The sequence below is a fragment of the Candidatus Pelagibacter sp. HIMB1483 genome (assembly GCF_052048135.1).
In the GTDB taxonomy this organism is placed as follows: Bacteria; Pseudomonadota; Alphaproteobacteria; order Pelagibacterales; family Pelagibacteraceae; genus Pelagibacter.
Map to the genome: position 1 here is coordinate 819,021 of NZ_JBNAIM010000002.1, position 24,420 is coordinate 843,440.

The 24,420-nt window shown below is 28.9% G+C and carries 27 protein-coding genes and 3 tRNA genes; 13 read left to right on the forward strand and 17 right to left on the reverse strand.

The features are described from left to right. Positions 1-31: 31 nt before the first annotated feature. Positions 32-117: transfer RNA gene (locus tag ACTTAV_RS05075), tRNA-Tyr, on the reverse strand. A gap of 131 nt (positions 118-248) precedes the next feature. Between ACTTAV_RS05075 and rlmB the strand changes: the two genes are divergently transcribed. Both rlmB and ACTTAV_RS05085 read left to right on the forward strand, forming a co-directional pair. Next, positions 249-995: a 23S rRNA (guanosine(2251)-2'-O)-methyltransferase RlmB gene (gene rlmB, locus ACTTAV_RS05080; protein ID WP_440670638.1), complete on the forward strand. Its 747-nt coding sequence runs from the start codon at positions 249-251 to the stop codon at positions 993-995. Positions 996-1,024: 29 nt separating this feature from the next. After that, positions 1,025-1,100: transfer RNA gene (locus ACTTAV_RS05085), tRNA-Thr, on the forward strand. Positions 1,101-1,194: 94 nt separating this feature from the next. Here ACTTAV_RS05085 and ACTTAV_RS05090 read toward each other — a convergent pair. The 4 genes from ACTTAV_RS05090 to ACTTAV_RS05105 all read right to left on the reverse strand — a co-directional run bounded on the left by ACTTAV_RS05090 (position 1,195) and on the right by ACTTAV_RS05105 (position 2,697). Further along, complete coding sequence (locus ACTTAV_RS05090) at positions 1,195-1,524, reverse strand: hypothetical protein (protein WP_440670639.1); 330 nt, start codon at positions 1,522-1,524, stop codon at positions 1,195-1,197. Beyond that, entirely contained in the window at positions 1,521-1,712 is a 192-nt protein-coding gene (locus ACTTAV_RS05095) for a hypothetical protein (protein WP_440670640.1), read from the reverse strand. The genes ACTTAV_RS05090 and ACTTAV_RS05095 overlap by 4 nt, the downstream gene beginning before the upstream one ends. A gap of 125 nt (positions 1,713-1,837) precedes the next feature. Further along, positions 1,838-2,608: an NAD kinase gene (locus tag ACTTAV_RS05100; RefSeq protein WP_440670641.1), complete on the reverse strand. Its 771-nt coding sequence runs from the start codon at positions 2,606-2,608 to the stop codon at positions 1,838-1,840. A gap of 3 nt (positions 2,609-2,611) precedes the next feature. Continuing rightward, positions 2,612-2,697 (reverse strand) — tRNA-Leu (locus ACTTAV_RS05105). A 104-nt stretch (positions 2,698-2,801) separates the two neighbouring features. Here ACTTAV_RS05105 and ACTTAV_RS05110 point away from each other — a divergent pair. Beyond that, positions 2,802-4,511, forward strand: coding sequence for a glycosyltransferase family 9 protein (locus tag ACTTAV_RS05110; protein ID WP_440670642.1), 1,710 nt, complete (start codon positions 2,802-2,804; stop codon positions 4,509-4,511). Positions 4,512-4,558: 47 nt separating this feature from the next. Here the strand turns inward: ACTTAV_RS05110 and ACTTAV_RS05115 are convergent, their stop codons facing one another. The 3 genes from ACTTAV_RS05115 to ACTTAV_RS05125 form a co-directional block, all read right to left on the reverse strand. Continuing rightward, positions 4,559-5,188, reverse strand: a complete 630-nt coding sequence (locus ACTTAV_RS05115) for a hypothetical protein (protein ID WP_440670643.1) — start codon at positions 5,186-5,188, stop codon at positions 4,559-4,561. Between the two features lie 182 nt (positions 5,189-5,370). Further along, positions 5,371-5,772 (reverse strand): gamma-glutamylcyclotransferase family protein, encoded by a 402-nt coding sequence (locus ACTTAV_RS05120; RefSeq protein WP_440670644.1) that lies wholly within the window; start codon positions 5,770-5,772, stop codon positions 5,371-5,373. Continuing rightward, positions 5,773-6,522, reverse strand: a complete 750-nt coding sequence (locus tag ACTTAV_RS05125; protein ID WP_440670645.1) for a competence/damage-inducible protein A — start codon at positions 6,520-6,522, stop codon at positions 5,773-5,775. 22 nt (positions 6,523-6,544) lie between these two features. Here ACTTAV_RS05125 and sfsA point away from each other — a divergent pair, with 22 nt between their 5' ends. From sfsA to grxD, 9 genes are read left to right on the forward strand one after another with little or no spacing between them, the layout of a single operon-like run. Next, complete coding sequence (gene sfsA / locus ACTTAV_RS05130; RefSeq protein ID WP_440670647.1) at positions 6,545-7,243, forward strand: DNA/RNA nuclease SfsA; 699 nt, start codon at positions 6,545-6,547, stop codon at positions 7,241-7,243. Next, positions 7,236-8,009 carry a type I methionyl aminopeptidase gene (gene map, locus ACTTAV_RS05135; protein ID WP_440670648.1) on the forward strand — a complete coding sequence of 258 codons (774 nt, stop codon included), beginning with the start codon at positions 7,236-7,238 and terminating at the stop codon, positions 8,007-8,009. Before sfsA ends, map begins: the two co-directional genes overlap by 8 nt. A gap of 3 nt (positions 8,010-8,012) precedes the next feature. Beyond that, entirely contained in the window at positions 8,013-9,305 is a 1,293-nt protein-coding gene (gene purB / locus ACTTAV_RS05140; RefSeq protein ID WP_440670650.1) for an adenylosuccinate lyase, read from the forward strand. After that, positions 9,305-10,090: a phosphoribosylaminoimidazolesuccinocarboxamide synthase gene (purC, locus tag ACTTAV_RS05145; RefSeq protein ID WP_440670652.1), complete on the forward strand. Its 786-nt coding sequence runs from the start codon at positions 9,305-9,307 to the stop codon at positions 10,088-10,090. Before purB ends, purC begins: the two co-directional genes overlap by 1 nt. Next, the gene (gene purS / locus ACTTAV_RS05150) at positions 10,087-10,329 is read left to right on the forward strand and encodes a phosphoribosylformylglycinamidine synthase subunit PurS (RefSeq protein ID WP_440670654.1); all 243 of its coding nucleotides are present in this window, start codon (positions 10,087-10,089) and stop codon (positions 10,327-10,329) included. The genes purC and purS overlap by 4 nt, the downstream gene beginning before the upstream one ends. A 3-nt stretch (positions 10,330-10,332) precedes the next feature. After that, a complete protein-coding gene (purQ, locus tag ACTTAV_RS05155) occupies positions 10,333-11,016 on the forward strand; it encodes a phosphoribosylformylglycinamidine synthase I (RefSeq protein WP_440670656.1) in 684 nt (227 codons plus the stop codon). Further along, positions 11,016-13,208, forward strand: a complete 2,193-nt coding sequence (gene purL / locus ACTTAV_RS05160) for a phosphoribosylformylglycinamidine synthase subunit PurL (RefSeq protein WP_440670658.1) — start codon at positions 11,016-11,018, stop codon at positions 13,206-13,208. The genes purQ and purL overlap by 1 nt, the downstream gene beginning before the upstream one ends. Next, positions 13,208-13,438, forward strand: coding sequence for a BolA/IbaG family iron-sulfur metabolism protein (locus tag ACTTAV_RS05165; protein ID WP_440670659.1), 231 nt, complete (start codon positions 13,208-13,210; stop codon positions 13,436-13,438). Before purL ends, ACTTAV_RS05165 begins: the two co-directional genes overlap by 1 nt. Further along, on the forward strand, positions 13,438-13,770 hold the full coding sequence (gene grxD, locus ACTTAV_RS05170) for a Grx4 family monothiol glutaredoxin (RefSeq protein WP_440670660.1): 333 nt from the start codon (positions 13,438-13,440) through the stop codon (positions 13,768-13,770). Before ACTTAV_RS05165 ends, grxD begins: the two co-directional genes overlap by 1 nt. A gap of 3 nt (positions 13,771-13,773) precedes the next feature. Here grxD and rpsD read toward each other — a convergent pair whose 3' ends face one another. The 9 genes from rpsD to ACTTAV_RS05215 are packed head-to-tail and all read right to left on the reverse strand — an operon-like array spanning position 13,774 to position 23,623. Further along, positions 13,774-14,391 carry a 30S ribosomal protein S4 gene (rpsD, locus tag ACTTAV_RS05175; protein ID WP_440670661.1) on the reverse strand — a complete coding sequence of 206 codons (618 nt, stop codon included), beginning with the start codon at positions 14,389-14,391 and terminating at the stop codon, positions 13,774-13,776. Between the two features lie 40 nt (positions 14,392-14,431). Beyond that, entirely contained in the window at positions 14,432-15,145 is a 714-nt protein-coding gene (locus ACTTAV_RS05180) for an RNA methyltransferase (RefSeq protein ID WP_440670662.1), read from the reverse strand. Further along, on the reverse strand, positions 15,146-16,747 hold the full coding sequence (gene cimA, locus ACTTAV_RS05185; protein WP_440670663.1) for a citramalate synthase: 1,602 nt from the start codon (positions 16,745-16,747) through the stop codon (positions 15,146-15,148). Further along, positions 16,744-18,087: a cysteine--tRNA ligase gene (gene cysS / locus ACTTAV_RS05190; RefSeq protein ID WP_440670664.1), complete on the reverse strand. Its 1,344-nt coding sequence runs from the start codon at positions 18,085-18,087 to the stop codon at positions 16,744-16,746. Before cysS ends, cimA begins: the two co-directional genes overlap by 4 nt. A gap of 51 nt (positions 18,088-18,138) precedes the next feature. Then, on the reverse strand, positions 18,139-18,876 hold the full coding sequence (gene nadE / locus ACTTAV_RS05195) for an NAD(+) synthase (RefSeq protein WP_440670665.1): 738 nt from the start codon (positions 18,874-18,876) through the stop codon (positions 18,139-18,141). 38 nt (positions 18,877-18,914) lie between these two features. Next, positions 18,915-20,294: a class II 3-deoxy-7-phosphoheptulonate synthase gene (locus ACTTAV_RS05200; protein WP_440670666.1), complete on the reverse strand. Its 1,380-nt coding sequence runs from the start codon at positions 20,292-20,294 to the stop codon at positions 18,915-18,917. Between the two features lie 52 nt (positions 20,295-20,346). Continuing rightward, positions 20,347-21,174, reverse strand: a complete 828-nt coding sequence (locus ACTTAV_RS05205) for an FkbM family methyltransferase (RefSeq protein ID WP_440670667.1) — start codon at positions 21,172-21,174, stop codon at positions 20,347-20,349. A gap of 2 nt (positions 21,175-21,176) precedes the next feature. Then, positions 21,177-22,997, reverse strand: coding sequence for a glutamine--fructose-6-phosphate transaminase (isomerizing) (glmS, locus tag ACTTAV_RS05210; protein ID WP_440670669.1), 1,821 nt, complete (start codon positions 22,995-22,997; stop codon positions 21,177-21,179). Positions 22,998-22,999: 2 nt separating this feature from the next. After that, positions 23,000-23,623, reverse strand: coding sequence for a DapH/DapD/GlmU-related protein (locus ACTTAV_RS05215; protein WP_440670670.1), 624 nt, complete (start codon positions 23,621-23,623; stop codon positions 23,000-23,002). A gap of 71 nt (positions 23,624-23,694) precedes the next feature. On the opposite strand from ACTTAV_RS05215, the gene ACTTAV_RS05220 reads away from it, so the two are divergent. Next, positions 23,695-24,378: an HAD-IA family hydrolase gene (locus ACTTAV_RS05220; protein WP_440670672.1), complete on the forward strand. Its 684-nt coding sequence runs from the start codon at positions 23,695-23,697 to the stop codon at positions 24,376-24,378. Positions 24,379-24,420 lie beyond the last annotated feature (42 nt).

A 24,420-nucleotide genomic window follows, 5' to 3' on the forward strand; every position in this document is an offset into this window, starting at 1 on the left:
TAACACTCCAGTATTATTTAAGTTTATTGAATGGTGGAGGGGGAAAGATTCGAACTTTCGAAGACCGAAGTCAACGGGTTTACAGCCCGCCCCATTTGACCGCTCTGGAACCCCTCCCTTAGGGGAAGTGTCCCCTTGTTCAATAAAGCTTCAAACAACATGCGTTTTATATATTTTATTTGTCCAAATGCAACACGTGATTTAATGGGAAAATATCAAAAAAAACGTGTAAAATAGAGGGTATTTTTATGAATAAATCATCTTTTTTTATTATTGGGCAGCATGCAGTTATTGAGGCACTAAGAAACCCTAAAAGAAAAGTTTTAAGGCTATTTCTTACTGAAGAAAGTAAGAAAAATATTCACAGAAAAAACCCTAATAAAAATTTACTAGAAGATGTTAAAGTTTATTTTAAAACAAAAAAAGAATTAGACAAATATAGCACTAAGGAAAATTTATTGCACCAAGGTTATGTTGCTGAAATTGAACATATTGATAAACCTATATTAAAAGAATTTATTAAAGAAAAAGATAATTTAACTCTAGTTTGTTTAGATGGCGTGACAGATCCTAGAAATATAGGATCTTTAATAAGAAGTGCTGCATCTTTTAAAATTGATGGAATTATAATTAAAGAAAGAAATTTTCCAAGTGAAAGTAAACTTATGTACAAAGCTGCTAGTGGAGCAATTGAGTATATAAATATATTTGAAGTATCAAATATCAACTCTACTTTAAAAAATCTAAAGGATAAAAATTTTTGGGTATATGGCTTTGATGGTAATGGAAAAAAAGATTTTACCGATATAGAATGGAAAGGTAATAATATTCTTTTATTTGGATCGGAAGGTTTTGGTATGCATCAACACACTTCTAAATATGCTGATTTTTTAGTTAAAATAGAAATTAATGAAAAAATTGAAAGTTTAAATATATCTAATAGTGCAGCAATTGTGTTTCATCACTTAAGTTATATAAAAAAAAGAGTTGATTAATTGATAAATACTTAATAATTATTGCGCATGCCCTTGTAGCTCAGCTGGTAGAGCAATTGATTTGTAATCAATAGGTCCGCGGTTCGAATCCGTGCGGGGGCACCACTTCACTTACTTTTTTATCCAAATAATTTTTGCAAAATCAATTCTTACGATAATAAGTGTGGTCAGAGTGTGGACAGATTTTAACTATATGTTTTTAACTACGTCTACAGGACCAGTAAGTTTTTTTGGCACTAAAATCACTTTTTGCTCTTTGAGATTTAATTCCACATTTTACTCTAAGTTTATCCATCTGCTTACAACCCCAATAAATTTGTTTAGCACTAAATTCTGTTTGAGCATTTGCGGACCTTATTCCACATTTTACTCTTTGTTTATTCATCTGCTTACATCCCCAATAAATTTGTTTAGCACTAAATTCAGTTGAGGCTATTGATGATCTCTTTGAACATTTTTCATCACTAGCTGCATTAGCATTGCTGCTTAACAACAAACCCAGAACCACGATCCCTAAAAGTTTTTTCATTTTGTTCCTGTACATATCAGTGCTGCTGCTGCACTGTTGTATATACCTGGATTTTCTTTGATTAATCTATCTATGCATTTTGTTAACGGGTCGTTTTTAGAATTATAATACAATGTGTAAGATATGATTATTGCTGCAATTATTATTGCTATAGGTATTTTAAAATCTTTCATAAAAAATTTTACCACTGTACCCAGATTGTGACCATACTAAAAATATTTAAAGATTATTGTTGATAACGAATGTTTATTTAGACTTTAGCAATTGATTTGTAATCAATAGGTCCGCGGTTCGAATCCGTGCGGGGGCACCATTATGAAGTTTCTCTTCTTAATTGTTCTATCTTAATCTTTTTTTGTAAGCTTTTATTTTGATCATATAAAAGATTAAATTTTATTCTTTGATTAGTTGCAATAATTATATTCTTAGCATTTCTAACCTCAATATTGTCAGCCACTGCACTTATTGGTCTTTTTTTTGGATTTAAATTTCTGATAACTATTTTTGATTTATCGCTTACAATCTTTCCTTTCCATCTTCTTGGTCTAAATGGGCTAATTGGTGATATGGATAATTTTCTAGAATTTAAACTTAGAATAGGTCCATGAACAGATAAATTGTAAGCTGTACTCCCTGCAGGTGTTGACACAAGCACTCCATCAGAAACCAGTTTTTTAATAACTGGCTTTGAGCCATGGCTTATAGATAAAGATGCTGCTTGTCTACTTTGTCTTAAAATCGAAACTTCGTTAATTGCAATATGTCTTTTAATTTGATTTTTATTATTTCTTACTACCATTTCTAATGGAGATATACTTGTCATTTTAGCTTTATCTAAATTCTTAATAATATTTTTTGATGAAAATTTATTCATCAAGAAACCATAATTGCCAGAATTTACTCCATAGAAGGATTTCTTTGAGTCTTTATTCTTTTTTAGTGTCTGAAGCATAAAGCCATCACCACCGATTACAATATTGAAATTAAATTTCTTTACTCCATTTTTTTTAATTATTCTTTGTATTAAAGTTTTAATTCTTAAAGATTTAGGGTTTTTATCTGAAATAATTTGAACTTTATTCATCAATGGTGCCCTCGGCCAGACTCGAACTGGCACTCCGCAAGCGGCAAGGATTTTAAGTCCTTTGTGTCTACCAATTTCACCACGAGGGCATTAATGAATTCCATGAGTATTTATGCTAATATTTATAATTGAACAAGAGGAATAAGTAAAATTTTTTTATTTTGTCTCTATAATTATAATTAAGAATTAAATTATGGCTGAATTAAAAGATATAGTTGATCAAATTCAAAAAAGAGATTTAGATAAAGCTCTTGAAATTTGTGAATTAACTGAAAATAATAATAATAAACATATAATTTTAAATTTTAAAGGTGTTATTTATTTATTAAAAAATAACCATGATCTTGCTGAAACTAATTTTTTAAATTCAATTAATGAAAATAACAAATTTGAAGATCCTGTTAAAAATTTATACATATTATATTTAAAAAAGAAAAAGTATAAAGAACTTCTAATTTACGCAAAAAAATTAATTGAAATTGATAAATTAAATCACCAATATTATTATCAATTAGCATATGCTTTTGAGCTCAATGATGATTTTGACTCAGCTATTAAATTTTACAAAATTTATTTAGATTATGATGTCAAAGATAGAAAAAAAGCACTTAATAATATTGGAAGTATATATTTGAGGAAAAATAAACCAAAAATTGCTTTAGATTATTTTTTAGAGGCAATTAAATTTGGCGAGGATAAGATAATATTAAACAATATATTAAATTCTTATATAAAATTAAGAGATATAACTAATATAGAAATCTTTTTTGAGAAAGCTAAGAAAATAGATCAAAATTATATCGAATTTATTTTTAACAATGCTGAATATTTAATCTTAAAAAATAAAATCAATGAGGCAATAAAAATTCTTAAAGAAAATACCAATAAATCAAAATTTTTAGTATCACTTCTAAGATTGTATTTTAACACAGCTCAAAATGACAAAGGAATTGAGCTTTTAAACAATTCAAAAAATCAATTTAAAGATAACCCAGAATTATATAATTATTTAGGACTAAGATCATTATATGAGGGTAATTTTGATGATGGATGGAAATATTATGAATATAGATATTCTAAAAAAATAGATTTTTTTCCAGAAATAAAAGAATGGACAGGAGAAAAAATTGATAAAAAGAATATTGTTGTTTTTAATGAACAAGGTTTAGGAGACGCAATACAATTTTCAAAATATTTAGTACCTTTAACTAAAATTGCAAATAAAGTTACATTTGTTGTTCAAAAAAATATAAAAAATTTATTCAAAGAAGATATCAGAAATTTATTTGTTGAAACTATTGAAACTAGTAAAGATAAAAAATACGATTTTAAAATCGCCTTAGGATCATTAATTAAGTTTTTTTATAAAGATAAAATAAGATATGGTAACCAATTAATACAATCAGATAAAGAATTAGATCTAAAATGGAAAAATCAAATTTCAAATTCAAAATTGAATGTTGGTTTGACTTGGTCCGGTTCGTTTAATGGACCAAATGAACCTTTTAGATCGATTGAAATAAGAAAATTTGAAAAATTCTTTTCATTAAATGCAAATTTTTATTGTTTACAAAATGAAATTTGGGAAAGAGATTTAGAGTATTTTAGATCATTTCAAATTAATGATTTTAGTAAATATGACTTAAATGAAATTGCCTCAATAATTAGAAATTTAGATTTAGTAATTACTATTGATACATCGTTGTTACACTTGTCAGCTAGTTTAAATAAAGAAACTTGGGGAATTTTAAGTTTATATCCTGATTGGCGATGGGGAGAATTTAATAATATAAACCCATATGAGTCCTTGAAGATATATAAACAAAGACAGTTCAATGAATGGGACTCTGTATTAGATGAAATTTATTTAAATTTAGATAGTAAAATTAAAAAATTTAATTAAACAAAAAAAAAGGGCCCAGAGGCCCTTTTTTTTAAATTAAGTGTAAATTAGAATGATTTCGCTATTGATACAGAAAATGTCAATAACTCTGCATCCCCTGTTTTATCTACAGCTGCACTACCATTTGAAGTCGTGTTTACTTTCACTGTATCGAAATCAGTATAAGTAACTTCTGCTCTTCCGATTAAAGCAGCAATATCTGCTTGAACCCCAACTCCCAACATAATACCCTCTAGATTGTCATCATGTGAGTTAACTGTTGTTGAAGTATAGTTAGCTTTTACGTTTCCTATATCAGCAATTGAGTAGCCACCTTTAAAGTATGCATTTACTCCACCTACATCTTGAGAATACAAACCATATATAGTCGTGTAGTCACTTAACTCTAAATGCGAGTCAGATGAATTACCATCAACTGTTATAGTTGCTGTGTAAGGTACGTATTCAATTCCAAGAGAAAGACCATCAACTTGTGGCAATTCTACTTCTGCAAAAATTGCACCATACTCACTATCCTCAGATTTAGTTTGTGCTGCATAAGTTGTACTACCAGCTGTATAAGCATTCTGAGTACCTTCTAATTCACCAACACCGTACTTAACTCCTATCATTCCACCAGCTAAAGCAGATGAAGCAATAAGAAATGAAGCACTTATTAATGTTATTATTTTCTTCATATTTTACCCTGTATTAAATAATTAATTATTTACGTATTAATGGCACCATATTCATATCAGCTGATTCTACAAATGAAAAAATGGTTAATTATGATAATTTTTTTAAATAATTTTTTAGTGTTGCATTATTACAACAAAAAAAACCCTATTTTGCTTGTTTTTTTCTTTATAAATAATCGATATTAATTTTTTAAAGCTTTTAAGAGTGTTCTTTTATCAAGCTTACAATCTCTGTAGCCCTTTTTAACAATATTTAAATATCTGTCTGTTGGATAAGCAAATGGAGATTTTTTAGTCATAGTGTAAGTCATTACCTTTTTACCATAATAATAAAAATAATATTTTTTATATAAGGTTGGATAATCTTCATATACATCTAATTTTTTTTCATCACTTTTTGAAATTTCAAACAAGCCGCCTGGAACAAAAGAATTTTTTTTTGGTTCAATATCTGCAGCTCGATATTTGCTACGAAATGTTAATCTAAAATCTCTTAAATTTATTTTTTTAATGAAAATACTATCCTTACATCTTCGTTTCATTTGAAAATGGTTAAGATTACTTCCATAAGCAAAATATAGCATCTATCTTTCCACTATCTCAATTTTTTTTTCTTTTACAAATTCTAAGATTTGAGATTTACAAATATCAATTTTAGATTGATTTTCTGATCGAATTACAATTGAGACACCTAATTTTCCAGAATGAAAAAAAGGATAACTTCCTATTTCCACATCTTTATTTTGATTTTGAACTTTTGTTAAAGAGTTTGCAATTTCGCTCTCAACAGTTCGTAAACTAATTGTATGACTTAATATTGGTTCTCCTCCTACTATCTTATTTTTTAATCCACCTAACATTGATTTTAAAATTGATGGTACACCCGGTAAACAAAAAACATTGTCTATATTAAATCCTGGAGCTCCACTTGTAGGATTTAATATTAATTCTGCATTCTTTGGCATCCATGTCATCTTTTGTCTTCCTTTATTAAATTCACCTGGTTTATAATATGACTCTAAAATTTTAAATGCTTCTTTGTGTATCTCATAATCAACATCAAAAGCTTTTGCAACAGACTGAGCGGTAATATCATCATGAGTTGGTCCAATACCACCAGTTGTAAACACATAATCGTTATTTTTTCTTAAAAAGTTTAAAGTGTTGATAATATCTTTTTCTACGTCAGGAATTATTCTTACTTCGGTAATTTTAACTCCAATAGAGTTTAACCATTTAGCTAATGTGCTGGTATTTGTATCTTGAGTTCTACCTGATAAAATTTCATTACCAATTATTAATATACCTGCATTTACTTTTGTGTCTTTTTTCATTATTTAAATGTATAATTTAAATATGCAATTTACCAAGTCTTTAATAAAAGGCAAACTAATCAAAAGATATAAGCGTTTTTTTGTGGATGTTAAGATTAACAAAGAAATTGTCACAGCTCATTGTCCAAATACTGGATCAATGAAGGGTCTTCTTAAGGAAGGTAACCAAGTTTACCTTTTAAAAAATGATGATCCAAAAAGAAAATTAAAATATGGATTGGAAATTATAAAAGCTCAAAATAATTTTGTTGGTATCAATACACATATGGCTAACAAAATAGTAAATCATGGATTATGTAATAATCTAATAAAAGAATTAAAAAACCTCAAAAATATTAAATCAGAAGTTTTTTTTAATAAAGAAACTAGATTTGATTTTTTAGTTGAAAAGAATAAACAAAAAATCTTTATTGAAGTAAAAAATGTTACACTTTTTAGAGATAAATCAACTGCAGAATTTCCTGATGCTGTCACTTCTAGAGGATCCAAACATTTGCTTACACTTATTGATGCCATAAAAAAAGGATATAAATCTTATTTAATCTATCTAGTTCAAGTCCAAAATATGGAAAATTTTAAAATAGCCAGTGATATTGATAATGAGTATTATAGAAATTATACAAAAGCAAAAAAAGCTGGGGTTAATTTTTTGGCTTATAGATGTAAAATAACTCCGGAAGAAATTTATATTGATAAAAAACTCAAAATTATAAATGAATAATTATAAAGAAAAATTCGAAAAAATGAGAATTGCAGGAAAACTTGCCGCTCAAACATTAGATATGCTCACAGAAAATATTAAAGAAGGTGTTTCAACTGCTTACATAGATAAGCTGGGTTATGAATTTATTAGAGATAACGGTGGATATTCAGCTCCACTATTTTATAGAGGTTTTAAAAAATCTTTATGTACTTCTCTCAACCATGTTATTTGTCATGGAATACCATCTGAAGAAAGAATTCTTGAAGATGGAGATGCTGTAAATGTGGATGTTACTGCAATCGTTAATGATCATTATGGTGATACAAGTAGAATGTTTTGTATTGGAAAACCTTCTGTAAAACTAAATAATCTTATAAATGCTACTCACGAGTCTATGATGAGAGCAATTAGAATTTTAAAACCAGGAATTAAACTTGGAGATATAGGTAATGAAATTCAATCTTTTATTGAAGAAAAAGGTTTTTCAGTAGTTAGAGATTTTTGTGGTCATGGGATTAGTACAACTTTTCATGAGCCTCCAAATATTTTACACTATGGAACTAAAAATACTGGAATGGAATTAAAACCTGGGATGACTTTTACAATAGAGCCAATGATCAATGCAGGAGAGTTTAACGTAAAAATGCTTAGTGATGGATGGACTGCAGTTACAAAAGATAAATCTTTATCAGCACAATTTGAACATACATTAGGAATTACAGAAAATGGTTATGAAATCTTTACAGAATCTGCTAAAGGTTATTCAAAGCCTCCATATTTATAATTAATGATTAAAAGATATTCGCGAAAAGAACTTACTGATATTTGGTCAGAAGAAAATAAATACAAAATTTGGCTAGAAGTGGAAATAGCTGCGGCACAAGCAATGGAAAAATTAGGTCAAATTCCTAAAGGTGTTTCGTCTGTAGTAAGAAAAAAAGCTAAGATTAATGTAAAGAGAATTCATCAAATCGAAAGTCAAGTGAAACATGATGTAATTGCTTTTTTAACTTCTGTTACTGAAAGAGCAGGAATTAAAGCAAGATATCTTCATCAAGGAATGACTTCTTCTGATGTATTAGATACAAGTTTCAATATTCAATTAGTTCAATCTGGAAAAATAATTCTTAAAGATTTAGACCAGATACTGAAAGTTTTAAAAAAACAAGCAATGAGATATAAATTTACCCCGTGTATGGGAAGAAGTCATGGGATACACGCTGAACCAATAACTTTTGGGTTAAAATTAGCATCTTTCTATGAAGAATTTAAAAGAAATAAAAAAAGATTAGAGGATGCAATAAATGAAGTATCTACTTGCGCTATTTCTGGAGCAGTAGGAACATTTGCAAATATAAATCCAAATGTTGAAAAACATGTTGCAAAAAAACTAGGTTTAAAAATCGAACCAATTTCGACGCAAGTAATACCAAGAGACCGACATGCTTTTTATTTCTCCGTTTTGGGAATTATTGCAGGATCTATTGAAAGAGTTGCTACAGAAATCAGGCATTTACAAAGAACAGAGGTTTATGAATTACAAGAATATTTTTCAAAAAATCAAAAAGGTTCCTCGGCAATGCCTCACAAAAAAAATCCAATACTAAGTGAAAACCTCACGGGTCTTGCAAGAATGGTTAGAAGTACCGTGGCCCCTGCTCTAGAAAATATTGCGTTATGGCATGAACGAGATATATCACATTCAAGTGTAGAGAGAAATATAGGTCCTGATGCTAATATTACACTTGATTTTGCATTAGTTAGATTAACAAATATTTTAGATAATATGATTGTTTATCCTAAAAGAATGTTACAAAATTTAAACTTAACTAAAGGACTAATTTTCTCACAAGAACTTATGCTAGAACTGACAAAAACTGGTCTTAGTAGAGAAAAATCTTACAAGATGGTACAAAATTATGCAAAAAGATGTTTTTCTGAAAACTTAGATTTATTTGATATTATCCAAACTGATAGATATATTGCTACTAACATTCCACCAAAAAAATTAAAAAATATTTTTAGTTATTCAAAACATTTCAAAAATATAAATTTAATATTTAAAAGAGTGTTCAAATAATGAAAAAAGGGAAAAAACTTTACGAAGGAAAAGCTAAGATTATTTATGCTACATCTGAAAAAGGTTTAGTAATTCAGTATTTTAAAGATGATGCTACAGCTTTTAACAATCAAAAGAAAAGTGTTATTGAGGGAAAAGGTGTTTTAAACAATCGTATTTCCGAACATATACTTTCAAACTTATCCCAAATTGGGATTCAAAATCATTTGGTCAAACGACTTAATATGAGAGAACAAGTCATAAAGTTAGTTGAAATTATTCCAATTGAATTTATTGTTCGAAATGTAGCCACAGGATCAATTACTAAAAGACTTGGTATAGAGGATGGTACAGTCTTAAAAGAACCTTTAATTGAATATTGCTTGAAAGATGATGCTCTTGGTGACCCATTAATTGCAGAAGATCACATCTATGCATTTGAATGGGCAACAAAAAAAGAAATAGAAAAAGTAAAAAAAATGATCTTAAGAATTAACGACTTTATGATTGGTATGTTTAGAGGTATTGGTATTAAGTTAATAGATTTTAAATTAGAATTTGGGAGATTAAAAATTAACGGTATAAATGAAATTATTCTTGCTGATGAGATAAGTCCTGATACTTGCAGACTGTGGGACTCCATTACAGATAAAAAACTGGATAAAGATAGATTTAGAAAAGATCTTGGAGATTTAATACCAGCTTACACTGAAGTAGCAAAAAGATTAGGTATTCTTCATGAGCAATCAAATGTTTCGGCAGTAAACGTAACAAAATTATCTTCAATTAAAAAAAAAAATAAATGAAAATTTCTGCAATTATAACATTAAAAAAAGATGTATTAGATCCTCAAGGCAAAGTAATTCACCAAACTTTAGATGGGATGGGTTTTGATAGTATAAACGAAGTAAGACAAGGCAAATATTTTGAAATAGATGTGAAAGAAAATGATCCAAAAAAAGCAAAGGAAATTGTTGAAAATATGTGTTCAAAACTTTTAGCTAATCTTGTTATAGAAAATTATAAAATTATTAAGACACAATAATTAATGAAATCATCTGTTATAACCTTTCCTGGTTCAAATTGTGATAGAGATATGGATGTTGCTCTTAAAAAATTTGGATTCAATAATAAAATGGTTTGGCATAATGATAATGAGCTTCCAAAAAGTGACTTAGTTGTTTTGCCGGGTGGTTTTTCTTATGGAGATTATCTTCGTTGTGGAAGTATGGCTTCTAAATCTAAAATTATGCAATCTGTTATTAATTTTGCAAAATCTGGTGGTCTTGTTATGGGAATTTGTAATGGTTTTCAAATTCTTGTTGAAACAGGACTAGTTCCTGGGGTTTTGCTGAGAAACAAATACCTAGAATTTATTTGTAAAAATGTTTTTGTAAAATTAGATAATAAAAAAAATTCATACTTTCAAAACCTTGAAAAAGATGTTTTAGAGCTTCACATAGCTCACAATGAAGGAAATTATTTTTGCACTAAAGACCAGTTAAAAGAAATTGAAGATAATAATCAAATAGCTATTTATTATTGCAATAAAGAGGGACAAGTGGAAGATCAATTTAATCCAAATGGTTCAATTAAAAATATCGCTGGTATTTTTAATAAAAACAAAAATGTTCTAGGGATGATGCCTCATCCAGAGAGAATGATAGACGAAAGTTTATCTGGAGAAGATGGATCATTATTTTTTAAAAATTTAATTAATAATATTAAATAATGTTAGTTAACGAAAAAGTAGCAATAGAACATGGCCTTAAGTCAGATGAATACAAAAAAATCTGTGAATTACTAGATAGAACTCCAAATATTACCGAACTTGGAATTTTTTCTGCGATGTGGAATGAACATTGTTCTTATAAATCCTCTAGATTACATTTAAAAAAATTACCCACTAAAGGAAAAAAGGTAATTCAAGGACCTGGTGAAAATGCTGGTGTAATCGACATTGAAGATGGTGATGCAATAGTTTTTAAAATCGAAAGTCATAATCATCCATCGTTTATTGAACCTTATCAAGGAGCAGCAACTGGCGTTGGAGGAATTATGCGTGATGTTTTCACGATGGGGGCAAGACCAATCGCTAATTTGAATTCAATACATTTTGGATCACCACAACATAAAAAAACAAAAAATTTATTAAGAGGAGTTGTGCATGGCATCGGGGGATACGGAAATTGTATGGGTGTTCCAACAATTGCAGGACAAACATCATTTGATAGTTCTTACAATGGAAATATTTTGGTCAATGCTATGACTTTAGGTTTAGTAAAAAAAAATAAAATATTTTACTCTAAAGCCGCTGGTTTAAATAAGCCTGTGATTTATGTTGGTTCAAAAACAGGAAGAGATGGTATTCATGGAGCAAGCATGGCTTCAGCTAGCTTTGATGAAAAAATTGAGGAGAAAAAACCTACAGTTCAAGTAGGTGATCCCTTTACAGAAAAACTTCTCCTTGAAGCTTGTTTAGAATTAATGGCTGGTGACTCAATTATAGCCATTCAAGATATGGGTGCTGCTGGACTTACATCCTCTAGTATAGAGATGGCTTCAAAAGGAAATTTAGGAATTGAAATAAACTTAAACAAAGTTCCTTGTAGAGAAGCAAAAATGACTCCCTATGAAATTATGCTTTCAGAAAGCCAAGAGAGAATGTTAATTGTTTTAGAAAATGGAAAAGAAAACTTAGCAAAAAAAATTTTTGATAAATGGAATTTAGACTTTGCTGTAATCGGAAAAACAACTAACTCAAAAAATATAGAACTATTTTTTGATAATGAACAAGTAGCAAAAATACCTGTTAATACTCTAGTCGAAAATTCTCCCATGTATGATCGAAAATGGAAAAAATCTAAACTGCCTAAAAAGATCAAAATTAAGAAAGAAAATTTAAAAAAATTAAAGATTAAAGATGTTTTAAAAAAGATTTTATCTAACCAAAATATTTGCAGCAAAGAATGGATTTGGCAACAGTATGACCATACTGTTATGGGTGACACTATTCAAAAACCAGGTGGGGATTCTGGCGTAGTTAGAGTACATGGTACAGATAAGGCGGTAGCGGCTACAGTTGATTCTTCAGCTGTATATTGTTGGGCGCATCCACTTACTGGAGGAAAACAAGTAGTTGCAGAAAGTTGGAGAAATTTAATTTCTGTTGGTGCTACTCCGATCGCAATTACAAATTGTTTAAATTTTGGAAGCCCAGAGAAAGAAGAAAATATGGGAGAGTTTGTAGAATGTGTTCAAGGAATTGGAGAAGCAAGTAAATATCTAAATTTTCCTGTAGTCTCTGGAAATGTATCTTTTTATAATCAAACAAAAGAAATTGGTATTAAACCAACTCCATCTATTGGTGGCGTTGGTTTAATCAAAAATTATAAAAAAATGATCACAATGGATTTTAAAAATATAAATAATCTAGTAATGATAATTGGAAAAACTGAAGGACACTTAGCACAAAGTTTATTTGCTCGTACAATTTTAGATGAGAAAAATGGTCCTCCACCTGAGGTAAATCTTTTTAATGAAAAAAATAACGGAGAGTCATTGCTTCAACTAATTGATAAGAATTATATTAAAAGCGCACATGATGTTTCTTTAGGAGGGTTACTGACGGCTATAAGCAAAATGTGCATAAAAGGAAATAAAGGAATTAAGATAAATAAATATAAAAGTTTAATTAACGAGATAGAATATTTTTTTGCAGAAGATCAAGGAAGATATATTATTGAAATTAATCCAAAAGATTTACAAGAAGTTAATAAAATTTTAGATAAAAATTCAGTTCATCATGAAGAATTAGGTGTTATTGTAGAAAAAGATATGATTATCAATGAAAAGACAAAAGTTACAATTGACGAATTAAAATCTTATAATACAAGTTGGTTAACTAATTATATGAGTTCATAATGGCAATGGATTTAAAAGAAATTGAAAAATACATCAAGGAGGCAATGCCTGATGCCACTATTGATATTCAAGATTTAGCTGGAGACGGAAATCATTATTCTGCAACTGTTACATCTTCTCAATTTGTTGGCAAAAGCAAAATTGAACAACACAAAATGGTTTATAATTCTTTGAAAGGAAAAATGGGAAATGAACTGCATGCTCTAGCAATTAAAACAAAGGAACAATAATGGATGATCAAACAAAAAATTTAATTCAAAATCATATTGATAATAATGAAGTATGTTTATTTATGAAAGGAACACCAGATGCGCCACAATGTGGATTTTCAATGGCTGTTTCTAATATGCTCAAAATTTTAGAAGTAAACTTCAAAGGTGTAAATGTTCTAGAGGACCAATCATTAAGAGAAGGTATAAAAGTTTATAGTGACTGGCCCACAATTCCGCAGCTATATGTCAAAAATGAATTTATTGGGGGCTGTGATATCGTTAAAGAAATGTATGAAAGTGGAGAACTTAAAAAAGTTTTTGACGATAAAGGAATTAACTATAAAAAATAAATATTATCTAGAATAATATTCAATTACTAAATTTGGTTCCATTACTACTGGGTATGGAACTTCTTCAAATTTTGGAGTTCTTACGAACTTGAATTTTTTATTTTTTTCATCCATTTGAATATATTCTGGTGCTTCTCTTTCTTTACTAGCTAAAGCTATATCAATAATTGCTAACTGTTTTGATTTATCTCTGATTTCAATAGTATCCTCTTCTCTTACAGAATAACTAGCTATGTTGACTTTTTTTCCGTTAACTTTTACATGACCATGATTTATTAATTGTCTTGCTGAAAAAATTGTTGTTGCAAATTTTGCTCTATAAATCACTGCATCAAGTCTTCTCTCAAGTAAACCTATCAAATTTTCACTTGTATCACCTTTTAGCATGCTTGCTTTTTTATAAATATTTCTGAATTGCCTCTCATTAATATTACCATAATAAGCTTTTAATTTTTGTTTAGCTTGTAATTGAATTCCATAATCTGATGGTTTTGAAGTTTTGGTTTGTCCATGTTGACCTGGTCCATAAGCTCTAGTATTGAATGGACTTTTTGGTCTACCCCAAAGGTTTACTTTTAATCTTCTGTCTACTTTATGTTTAGAGTTTAATCTTTTTGTCATTTGATAGAGGGCTTTATAAACTTACTCCTTATTTTGTCAATCAACGTTTTTTACCTAAACTGCCAAATACTCCAGATAATATACGTGTTTCTTTGTCAGATAACTCCATTTTATAAAAAATATTTCTCAGGTTCTCAAGCATTTTTGCTCTCTTTTCTTTAGGTCTAAAAAAATTTATTTCATCTAGATTTTTAATACAAACACCTAGCATTGATTGAATCTCTTTTTTACTTGCTGATTTAACTTTTTTTGATTTTTTAAATGGGGTGCTCTTTAATTTTATTATACTAGCAACATATTGAGCAATAATTATTAGACTATGAGATAAATTTAAAGATTTAAAATTAGGGTTAGTTGGTATCTGTAAAGTATAATTAGCGTAACTGATCTCATCATTAGATAAACCTGAAGCTTCTGAGCCAAATAAAAAGCCTATTTTTTTTTTAAAATTTATCTTTTTTAAATCTTCTAAATTAATATGTTTTATATTTTTATTTCTAAATCTTGCTGAAGTTGCAATAACAATATCAATTTTGCTAATGGCCTTATCTAAATTTTCATATTTTTTACTTTGTTGAATGATATCTTTAGCTCCAACTGATGTGGCTAAAATTTTATCATTAGGAAAAATAGGTTTTGGATTAATTACAACCAATTTTTTAAAATTAAAATTCTTGATTGCTCTAGCGCATGCACCAATATTTTCTGATAATTGAGGTTTATTTAAAATAAATGAGATATTATTTTTACTCATCTACTTGCTTGCAGGGGCATTATCTTTAAATAATTTATAATCTAAACTATCAATTAATGCTTTAAATGAGGCATCTATTATGTTTGTGGACACACCAATAGTAAACCAATTCTTTCCTTTAGAGTCTGTGCTTTCAATAGACACTCTAGTAACCGCCTCTGTTCCTGTATTTAAAATTCTTACTTTATAATCAACAAGTTTTAAATCTTTCAGATATTTTGAATATTTTGCTAGTCTATCTACGTTTTGTCTAATAGCATTATCTAATGCATTTACAGGTCCATTCCCCTCTCCTTCACAAATAATTTTTTCTCCATCTACTTCTAATTGGGCTTTAGCAGAAGAAACTATTTCTCCAGATTTATTTTTTTTTACTGAAACATCATATTCGTTGATCGATATATATCTTGGAATTTCTCCAATAATTCTTCTAGCTAATAATTCAAACGATGCATCAGCTCCATCATAACTATAACCAATAAATTCTCTATCTTTAACTTCATCTAACAATTTTTTAATCTTAGGATCATTTTCTTCTATATCAATCTTAATGCTTTTTAACCTTGAAATAATATTCGATTTACCTGACTGATCAGAAACAACAATATTTCTTGTATTACCAACATCTTCTGGATTTATATGTTCATATGTTTTTGGATCTTTTTGCACAGCTGACACATGCAATCCTCCTTTATGAGAAAAAGCAGCAGCACCAACATAAGGTAAATGTTGATTAGGTTTTCTGTTTAGAATTTCATCTAATAATCTTGAACAATCAGTTAAATTTTTTATATTTTTAGATTTTATGCCAATTTCAAATTTTGAAGAAAAATCTTTTTTTAAAAAAAAAGTTGGTATCAGTGACATTAAATTTGCATTGCCACATCTTTCACCTAAACCATTAATAGTACCCTGAATTTGACGAACACCTGATAATACTGCAGCTAAAGAATTAGCAACTGCGTTACCAGTATCATTATGTGCATGAATACCTAAATTTTCTCCTGGAACAACCTTAGATACCTCAGCAACTATTTTTGATACTTCGTGTGGGAGAGTTCCTCCATTTGTATCACACAAAACAATCCATCTTGCTCCTTCATCGTAAGCAGCTTTAATACATGAAAGTGCATATTTTGGATTTGCTTTATAACCATCAAAAAAATGTTCAGCATCAAACATAAATTCTTTTTTAGCTTTAACAAAATGTTTTGCACTTTCACTAATATTTTCTAAATTTTCTTCGTTGGTAATTCCTAAAGCAATATCAACATGAAAATCCCATGACTTACCAACCAAACAAACTGCTGGTGTATTTGAGTTTATCAATGCTGATAATCCGGTATCATTTTCTGCACTTCGACCTGATCTTTTTGTCATCCCAAAGCAGGTAAGTTTAGAGTTTTTAAAATTATGTTTTTTTTGAAAAAACTCTGTATCAGTAGGATTGGCTCCAGGCCAACCACCTTCTATGTAATCAACACCAAGATTGTCCAAGGCCGATGCAATTTTTTCCTTATCCTCAATAGAGAAATCTACTCCTTGAGTTTGAGCGCCATCTCTTAGCGTAGTATCAAAAATATATAATCGTTCTTTACTCATTTAAATTTCCAAAGTGTTTTACCATCTTTATCTTCTATTAAAACACCTTTGTCTAAAAGTTCATCTCTAATTTTATCCGCTTCCTTATAATTTTTATTTGCTCTTGCTTTATTTCTTAAATCAATTTTATTTTTTATCTCTGTTTCACTTAACGAAGCATTCTCCTTTTTATATTTTTCCCATTGTCTTTTATCTTCATTAAAAAGACCTATAAACTTACAAGCTGATACAAATAATTCTTTATTTTCACCTTTTGAAGCTTTTTCATAAAGTTTATGTAAGTTTGCTATATATCCAGGAGTATTTAAATCTTCATATAAGGGTTTTAAAACTTCTTCAGTAACTTGAACAGGTTTAATATCTGTTGAATAAATACGATACCATTTGTCCAATGTACTCTGACAATCATTTAATAATTTATCATTCCAGTCTAAAGGTTGTCTATAATGTGCACTCATTAGTGCTAATCTAATTACTTGCCCACTTATTTTATTTCTAAAATCTTTAATCTTTAAAATATTTCCTTGAGACTTAGCCATTTTTTCATTGGACATTGTAATAAAAGCATTATGAACCCAGTACTTTGCAAAAATTTTTGTGTCATTTGCACATCTGGATTGGGCTATTTCATTTTCATGATGAGGGAATATTAAATCTATTCCTCCACCATGAATATCAAATTCATTTCCTAAAAATTTTTTTGACATGGCGGAACACTCTAAATGCCACCCAGGTCTTCCTTTTCCCCAAGGAGAGTCCCATGAGGGTTCATTTTTATTAGATGGTTTCCACAATACAAAATCCTCAGAATTTTTTTTATTTTCACTAACTTCTACTCTTGATCCAGCTATTAAATCCTCTAACTTTTTATTTGATAATTTCCCATATTCAGAAAATTTTTTTACTTCAAAGTAAACATGCTTATGATTTTCATAAGCGAAACCTTTTTTAATTAATTGGCTTATCATTTCAATCATTAAGTCAATATGTTCTGTGGCTTTGGGTTGATGAGTTGGGCTTTCACAATTCAAAAAATTACAATCTTCAAAAAAACTTGAGGTAACTTTTTCAGTTAATTCTTTTGTAGATATATTTTGATCTTGAGAAGACTTAATAATTTTATCATCAATATCAGTAATATTTCTTACATAAGTAACTTTTGAAAAATTATTCTTAAGTAATTTAAAAAGAACATCAAAAATAACTAATGGTCTAGCATTTCCTATATGTGGGTCATCATAAACAGTAGGTCCACAAACATACATTCCAATATTTTTTTTATCATTTGGAACAAACTGTTCTTTTTTATTAGTTAAATTATTTGTTAAAAAAATATCCATATAAATTGATTAAGAAATATACCTTATTTGGTGATTTGTTAATCTAATTGATTAACTAGGAATTTTGCATACTGGAATTGGCTCCATTTTATGCAAATTTTGTTTTCTAATTTTTTCGTACTCCGCTTTATGAGGTGAGTTTGGATTAGTCATTGCATCTTCTAAATCTTCATATTTAAAACCTAATTGTCCCTCATCGGTTCTACCATCATCCCAAAGACCATCTGTTGGAGGAGCATCAATTATTTCTTTTAATATACCTAATTCTTTTCCAAGCTCCCAAACTTGGGTTTTATTACAATCTGCTATTGGTGAAATATCTACTCCACCATCACCATATTTTGTGTAAAAACCAACTCCGAAATCTTCAACTTTATTACCTGTTCCAACTACTATTCCTTTGTTTGCTGCAGCAACTTGATACAAAGTGGCCATTCTTAGCCTTGCTCTAGAATTTGCAAATCCATGTTCATCATCAAATTTATTTAATGTAGAAGAAAAAGATTCAAACAATTTATCTAAGCTTATTGTATGAGCTTCTACATTTCTAAATTTTTCAACTAACCATTTTTGATGTTTTAAACTTAAATCATGCTGATTTTCTTTTTGTTTAATTGGCATAGATAAAACAATTGTTTTTATACCTGTCATAGCACTCAATGTACTCGACACTGAGGAATCAATTCCTCCAGATATGCCAATAACCAAAGACTCTGCCTTAGTGGGCATTTGATCAACATAAGATTTAATCCAGTTTGATATATATTTTACTTTTTCTGAAGGATTCATACTTTATATTTAATCACCTAATACTAGAACGCAATGGCTTAAGATGCCGCTTGAATAGCATTTTTAGAATAGCTGCTATTCTTTTTTATCTCATCTGAAATTAAAAACGCTAACTCAAGAGCTTGATCTGAATTTAATCGAGGATCACAATGTGTGTGATATCTACTTGATAAGTCTGCATCAGATATTTTTCTAGCTCCTCCTGTACATTCAGTTACATCTTGTCCAGTCATCTCAACGTGCAACCCTCCAGCATATGAGCCTTCAGCTTGATGAACGGCAAAAACATTTTTAACTTCATTCACAACATCATTAAAAGGTCGTGTTTTAAAACCAGTTGTCGATTTAATTGTATTACCATGCATTGGATCACATGACCAAACTACATTTAAACCTTCCTTTTTAATTCCTCTAATTAGTTTAGGTAAAAATTTTTCTACATTCTTATGACCAAATCTAGAAATTAAAGTTATTTTACCTTTTTCATTTTTAGGATTTATTACCTCACAAATTTTTGCAATTTCATCAGGCTTTGATGTTGGTCCACATTTAATTCCTATTGGATTTTCAATTCCTCTGCAAAACTCAACATGTCCACCATCTAATTGTCTTGTTCTATCTCCAATCCAAACAAAATGCGCAGAAGTATCATGATTTTCACCAGTAGTAGAATCTGTTCTAGTCATTGCTTCTTCAAAAGGTAACAGTAATGCTTCGTGTGATGTCCAGAAATTTACTGTGTATAATCTATTATTAAAATCTGAAGTTATTCCACAAGCTTCCATGAATGCTAAAGCGTCTGCTATTTTATCCTCTAACTCCTTAAACTTTTTGGCTTGAGGACTTTTCTTAATATAATCTAAATTCCATAAATGAACTTTATTTAAATCTGCAAAACCACCTTTAGAGAAAGCTCGCAAGATATTTAAAGTTGAAGCTGACTGTGAATAAGCTTTAAATAATCTTTTAGGGTCTGGCTTTCTTGCTTTTTCAGTAAAATCAATTGCATTAATGTTATCACCTAAATAACTTGGTAATTCCGTGTCACCTTGTATTTCAGTTGGAGCACTTCTTGGTTTTGAAAATTGTCCAGCTATTCTACCAAGTTTTACGACAGGTAGTGATGCCGAGTAAGTCAAAACCAATGACATCTGAAGAATAACTTTAAATGTATCTCTAATATTATCAGGATGAAATTCTGCAAAACTTTCTGCACAATCTCCTCCTTGTAATAAAAATGCTTTACCATCAACAACATCAGCAAGTTGTTGTTTTAAGTGTCTTGTTTCACCAGCAAAAACTAAAGGAGGAAAAGTTTTTATCTTACCCAAAACTTGATCCAATTCCTTTTTATCCGGGTATTCCGGAATATGTTTTACTGGGTATTTTCTCCAGCTATTTACTTTCCAATTTTTCATATTCAACTTAAGATTGTTGTATCAGAGTTTTATTATTATTCAACTTAATGAACTAAAGAATTTCAGATGGAATATACCATGCATCAAAAGCTGTTAATTTTCTAAATATTCTAACGTAATTGTTTGAAATTAAAAAATCATCAATTTTTGACTCATTTTCTGTATAGTTGTGCTCAATAGTAAATAATTTAGGCCTATAGACCTCTATATTAAATGATTTTAGAATTTCATACTCTGAGCCCTCTGTATCTATGGAAATATAAGAGGGACAGACATTATTAAAATATTTTTTCATCACATCATTTAAAGAAATTGTTTCAACAGTAATAAATTTACCACCTTTTTTTCTTAATTCATTATTAATTGGCATTGATTTTTTATCATTATCTATGAAATCATTTAAAGTAGAGTAAGTACCATTATCCGACATAAAAAAATTTAATTTTTCTCCAGATTTTTTCCAAATACACTTTTTTATTAATTCAGAATTTTTCCTATTTTCTTTTAAAGATTGGTGCCATTGAGGACTTGGTTCAGATAAAACACCTTTCCAATAAAGTTTATTTTCAAGCATGTAAGTATTAGATAATTCAAAACCATCTGTTGCTCCAAATTCTAGAAATGTTTTTTCAAATTTATCACCTACAATGAATGAAGCACAAACGTCTTGAAAAAGTTGAGATTGAATATTTTCTTTTCCATCAAAACTTTTTATAAATCCTGATAGTAATTCTTTATTTTCTTCAATAAAAACATTTTGATTTAAAGCTTGTTGTAATAATTCTTTATTATCTAGTTTAGTGTTTTTAGCAAATGAAGCTATTCTATAAAAATTTACTGGTTTATTTTTACTAAGTTTTTTAAAATCTACAGTAGTCAATGTTATTCTACAGTCACAGATTTAGCTAAATTTCTTGGTTTATCTATATCATAGCCTTTTTTTAGTGCGGAATAATATGCTAATTTTTGCAAAGGAATAGTTAAAAGAAATGGCAGAAGATCTTCATTGGTAGATTCAACTTCTATTTTTTCCCAAATATTCTCTGAAACAACTTCATCTTTACTTTTGTTTGTAATTAGTAAAACTTTTGCTCCTCTTGCAATTACTTCCTGCATATTAGAAATAGTTTTTTTATAATAATCATCTCTTGGAGCAAGAACTACTACAGGCATTCCCTCTTCTATTAATGCTAATGGTCCATGTTTCATTTCACCAGCAGGATAACCTTCGGCATGAACATATGACAATTCTTTTAATTTTAATGCACCCTCAAGTGCAATTGGATAAGAAAAACCTCTTCCTAAAAACATAGATCCTTTAGCTTCATTAAAGGTAGCAGATATTGTTTGTATTTTGTTGTCAGTTAGTAAAGTTTTCTCAACTAACTTTGGTAATTCTTTTAAATCTTTAAGTTTCTTACCAAAAGTATCTTTATTTATGTCTTTTCTCCATAATCCAATCTTTAAAGATAAAATATATAAAATTAAGATTTGACCCAGAAAAGCTTTTGTTGAAGCTACACCAATTTCAGCGCCACAGTGAATTGGTAATACAAACTCAGAGTCTCTTGCTATTGAGCTTTCAATTACATTAACAACAGCACAAGTTTTCATATTATTTTTCTTGCACAAATCCAAAGCTGCGTAAGTATCCGCAGTTTCTCCAGATTGGGATACAAACACATATAAAGTATCTTTTTTAAATCTATTTTTTCTGTATCTAAATTCAGATGCTATATCTATATTTACATCTAAAGATGTTAATTCTTCAAACCAATATTTAGCCATCAAGCATGAGTGGTAAGCTGTTCCACAACCAATTAAAGTTACAGATGAAATTTCTTCACTCTTCCATGGGAAATTATAAATATTTATATCGTTATTAGCTGTATCTAAATATTCATTAATTCCATTTTTAAGAGTATCTGGTTGTTCTTCTATTTCTTTTGCCATGAAATGTTTGTAATCACCTTTGTCATACTTTTCTTCTGAAGTAGATAATTCTAAGACTTTTTTATTTATCTTAACTCCATCTTCATTAAAAAACTCTACATGATCTTTTTTAATTACACAGAATTCACCATCATTTAAGTAAGTAATTTTATTAGTCATTGATTTAAGAGCATATGAGTCTGATCCCAAATAATTTTCATTTGGACCATAACCAACTGCAAGAGGAGAGCCTCTTCTAGCTCCAATAATCAAATCTGGTTGATCTTTGAATATAATTCCAAGCGCAAAACTTCCATGTAAAGATTTTAAAGTTTTTTTAATTGAATTAACAATATTTTCAGTTTTTAAATTTTCTGTAATCAAATGAACTATTACTTCAGTGTCAGTTTGTGATTTAAATTTATGGCCTTTGCCAACTAAAAATTTTTTTAATAAAGTTGAATTTTCAATTATTCCATTATGAACTACAGAAACATTTTGAGATGAATGAGGATGAGCGTTTATGCTATTTGGCAAACCATGAGTTGCCCATCTTACATGACCAATTCCAATAGTACCTTCCATATTTTGAACTAAAGAATTTTTCTCAAGATTGTCTACTCTCCCCTCAGATTTTACTTCATTAATCAATCCACTTGAAAGAGTTGCTATACCTGCAGAGTCATATCCTCTGTACTCTAATTTTTTTAAAGAATTAATTATTGTACCTGATACAGGTTTGTTACTATTTATTCCAATTATTCCACACATAATTATTTTGATTTTCTTTTATAATTTTTTATTTCAGTTTGTAAACTTCTTGTAAGTGCTAAAGATTTTTTACTTACATTTTTTGTAATAACAGAACCAGCACCAATTACGCTATCTTGTTGAATAGTCAGAGGAGCAACTAAAGATGAGTTTGAACCTATGAAAACATTGTCTTTTATTTTAGTTTTACTCTTTTTAAGTCCATCATAATTACAAGTAATAGTACCTGCTCCAACATTAACAGATTTTCCAATCAAAGTATCTCCTATGTATGTCAGGTGATTTACTTTTGATTTTTTACCTAAAATACTTTTTTTTATTTCAACAAAGTTGCCAACTTTAGATCCTTCTTTTAAAACTGCACCAGGTCTAATTCGGGCATAAGGACCAATATCAACTTTATTCTCAACTTTACAATTTTCTAAATGAGAAAAAGATTTTATACGAACATTATTGCCTATTTTGACTTTTGCTCCAAAAACTACATATGGTTCTATTGTAACATTTTTTCCAATCTTGGTATCTTTTGAAAAATAAATCGTCTCAGGTCCCAACATTTTCACACCTAGTTTAGAAAATTTATTTCTAAGATCGTTTTGAAGCTTTTGTAATTTTAACTCTTTCATCTATGAAATTCTTTATATTAAGTATATATAATTCTTAATTCACAAAATATTTCTTAAAAATACTTTTGATTATGAAACAAAAATTTACAATTCTTTTTGATTTAGATGGAACTTTAGTAGATACAGCACCAGATTTGATGCACGCTCATAATCATGTAATGAAAAAATATGGTTACCCAACTAAATCTACTGATGAAATTAGAAATCTAGTTGGTCAAGGTGCAGGGGCTATGCTTGGACGTTCGATATGGGGTCAGGCTAAAAAAGAATTTGGAAAAATCCAAGATGATAAGATTAAAAAAGAGATGGTAAAAGATTTTGTAGATTTCTATGGAAAAAATATTGTTAATGAAAGTACACTTATTAAAGGAGTGAAAGATTTTTTAATTTGGTCAAAAAAAAATAATATTTCGATGGCAGTTTGTACAAATAAACAAGAACATTTGGCAATCGATCTTTTAAAAAAAATTGGTATATATCAATTTTTTGAATATGTAGCTGGTCACAATACCTTTGATTATTGTAAACCTGATCCAAGACACCTAACATCTGTTGTCGAAATATTAGATGGGGATTTAAAAAAAACACTAATGATTGGTGATAGTGAAACTGACGCTAATGCAGCTAAAGATGCTGGGATACCAGTTATTTTGCTTGAAGATGGATATACTGAAAAAAATACAACCGAAATTTATCATAATCACTTAATAAAAGACTTCATAGGTATTGAAAAAATAGTATCAAAATATCTTTAATATTGATTATTTTTTTTTAACTATTAAAAACAATTTCGTTAA

What these genes read in the sequence shown, in the direction of transcription:
- rlmB (WP_440670638.1), top strand. Translation starts at nt 249, where the DNA reads ATGAATAAATCATCTTTTTTTATTATTGGGCAGCATGCAGTTATTGAG.
- ACTTAV_RS05090 (WP_440670639.1), bottom strand. Translation starts at nt 1,524, where the DNA reads ATGAAAAAACTTTTAGGGATCGTGGTTCTGGGTTTGTTGTTAAGCAGC.
- ACTTAV_RS05100 (WP_440670641.1), bottom strand. Translation starts at nt 2,608, where the DNA reads ATGAATAAAGTTCAAATTATTTCAGATAAAAACCCTAAATCTTTAAGA.
- ACTTAV_RS05110 (WP_440670642.1), top strand. Translation starts at nt 2,802, where the DNA reads ATGGCTGAATTAAAAGATATAGTTGATCAAATTCAAAAAAGAGATTTA.
- ACTTAV_RS05115 (WP_440670643.1), bottom strand. Translation starts at nt 5,188, where the DNA reads ATGAAGAAAATAATAACATTAATAAGTGCTTCATTTCTTATTGCTTCA.
- ACTTAV_RS05120 (WP_440670644.1), bottom strand. Translation starts at nt 5,772, where the DNA reads ATGCTATATTTTGCTTATGGAAGTAATCTTAACCATTTTCAAATGAAA.
- ACTTAV_RS05125 (WP_440670645.1), bottom strand. Translation starts at nt 6,522, where the DNA reads ATGAAAAAAGACACAAAAGTAAATGCAGGTATATTAATAATTGGTAAT.
- sfsA (WP_440670647.1), top strand. Translation starts at nt 6,545, where the DNA reads ATGCAATTTACCAAGTCTTTAATAAAAGGCAAACTAATCAAAAGATAT.
- map (WP_440670648.1), top strand. Translation starts at nt 7,236, where the DNA reads ATGAATAATTATAAAGAAAAATTCGAAAAAATGAGAATTGCAGGAAAA.
- purB (WP_440670650.1), top strand. Translation starts at nt 8,013, where the DNA reads ATGATTAAAAGATATTCGCGAAAAGAACTTACTGATATTTGGTCAGAA.
- purC (WP_440670652.1), top strand. Translation starts at nt 9,305, where the DNA reads ATGAAAAAAGGGAAAAAACTTTACGAAGGAAAAGCTAAGATTATTTAT.
- purS (WP_440670654.1), top strand. Translation starts at nt 10,087, where the DNA reads ATGAAAATTTCTGCAATTATAACATTAAAAAAAGATGTATTAGATCCT.
- purQ (WP_440670656.1), top strand. Translation starts at nt 10,333, where the DNA reads ATGAAATCATCTGTTATAACCTTTCCTGGTTCAAATTGTGATAGAGAT.
- purL (WP_440670658.1), top strand. Translation starts at nt 11,016, where the DNA reads ATGTTAGTTAACGAAAAAGTAGCAATAGAACATGGCCTTAAGTCAGAT.
- ACTTAV_RS05165 (WP_440670659.1), top strand. Translation starts at nt 13,208, where the DNA reads ATGGCAATGGATTTAAAAGAAATTGAAAAATACATCAAGGAGGCAATG.
- grxD (WP_440670660.1), top strand. Translation starts at nt 13,438, where the DNA reads ATGGATGATCAAACAAAAAATTTAATTCAAAATCATATTGATAATAAT.
- rpsD (WP_440670661.1), bottom strand. Translation starts at nt 14,391, where the DNA reads ATGACAAAAAGATTAAACTCTAAACATAAAGTAGACAGAAGATTAAAA.
- ACTTAV_RS05180 (WP_440670662.1), bottom strand. Translation starts at nt 15,145, where the DNA reads ATGAGTAAAAATAATATCTCATTTATTTTAAATAAACCTCAATTATCA.
- cimA (WP_440670663.1), bottom strand. Translation starts at nt 16,747, where the DNA reads ATGAGTAAAGAACGATTATATATTTTTGATACTACGCTAAGAGATGGC.
- cysS (WP_440670664.1), bottom strand. Translation starts at nt 18,087, where the DNA reads ATGGATATTTTTTTAACAAATAATTTAACTAATAAAAAAGAACAGTTT.
- nadE (WP_440670665.1), bottom strand. Translation starts at nt 18,876, where the DNA reads ATGAATCCTTCAGAAAAAGTAAAATATATATCAAACTGGATTAAATCT.
- ACTTAV_RS05200 (WP_440670666.1), bottom strand. Translation starts at nt 20,294, where the DNA reads ATGAAAAATTGGAAAGTAAATAGCTGGAGAAAATACCCAGTAAAACAT.
- glmS (WP_440670669.1), bottom strand. Translation starts at nt 22,997, where the DNA reads ATGTGTGGAATAATTGGAATAAATAGTAACAAACCTGTATCAGGTACA.
- ACTTAV_RS05215 (WP_440670670.1), bottom strand. Translation starts at nt 23,623, where the DNA reads ATGAAAGAGTTAAAATTACAAAAGCTTCAAAACGATCTTAGAAATAAA.
- ACTTAV_RS05220 (WP_440670672.1), top strand. Translation starts at nt 23,695, where the DNA reads ATGAAACAAAAATTTACAATTCTTTTTGATTTAGATGGAACTTTAGTA.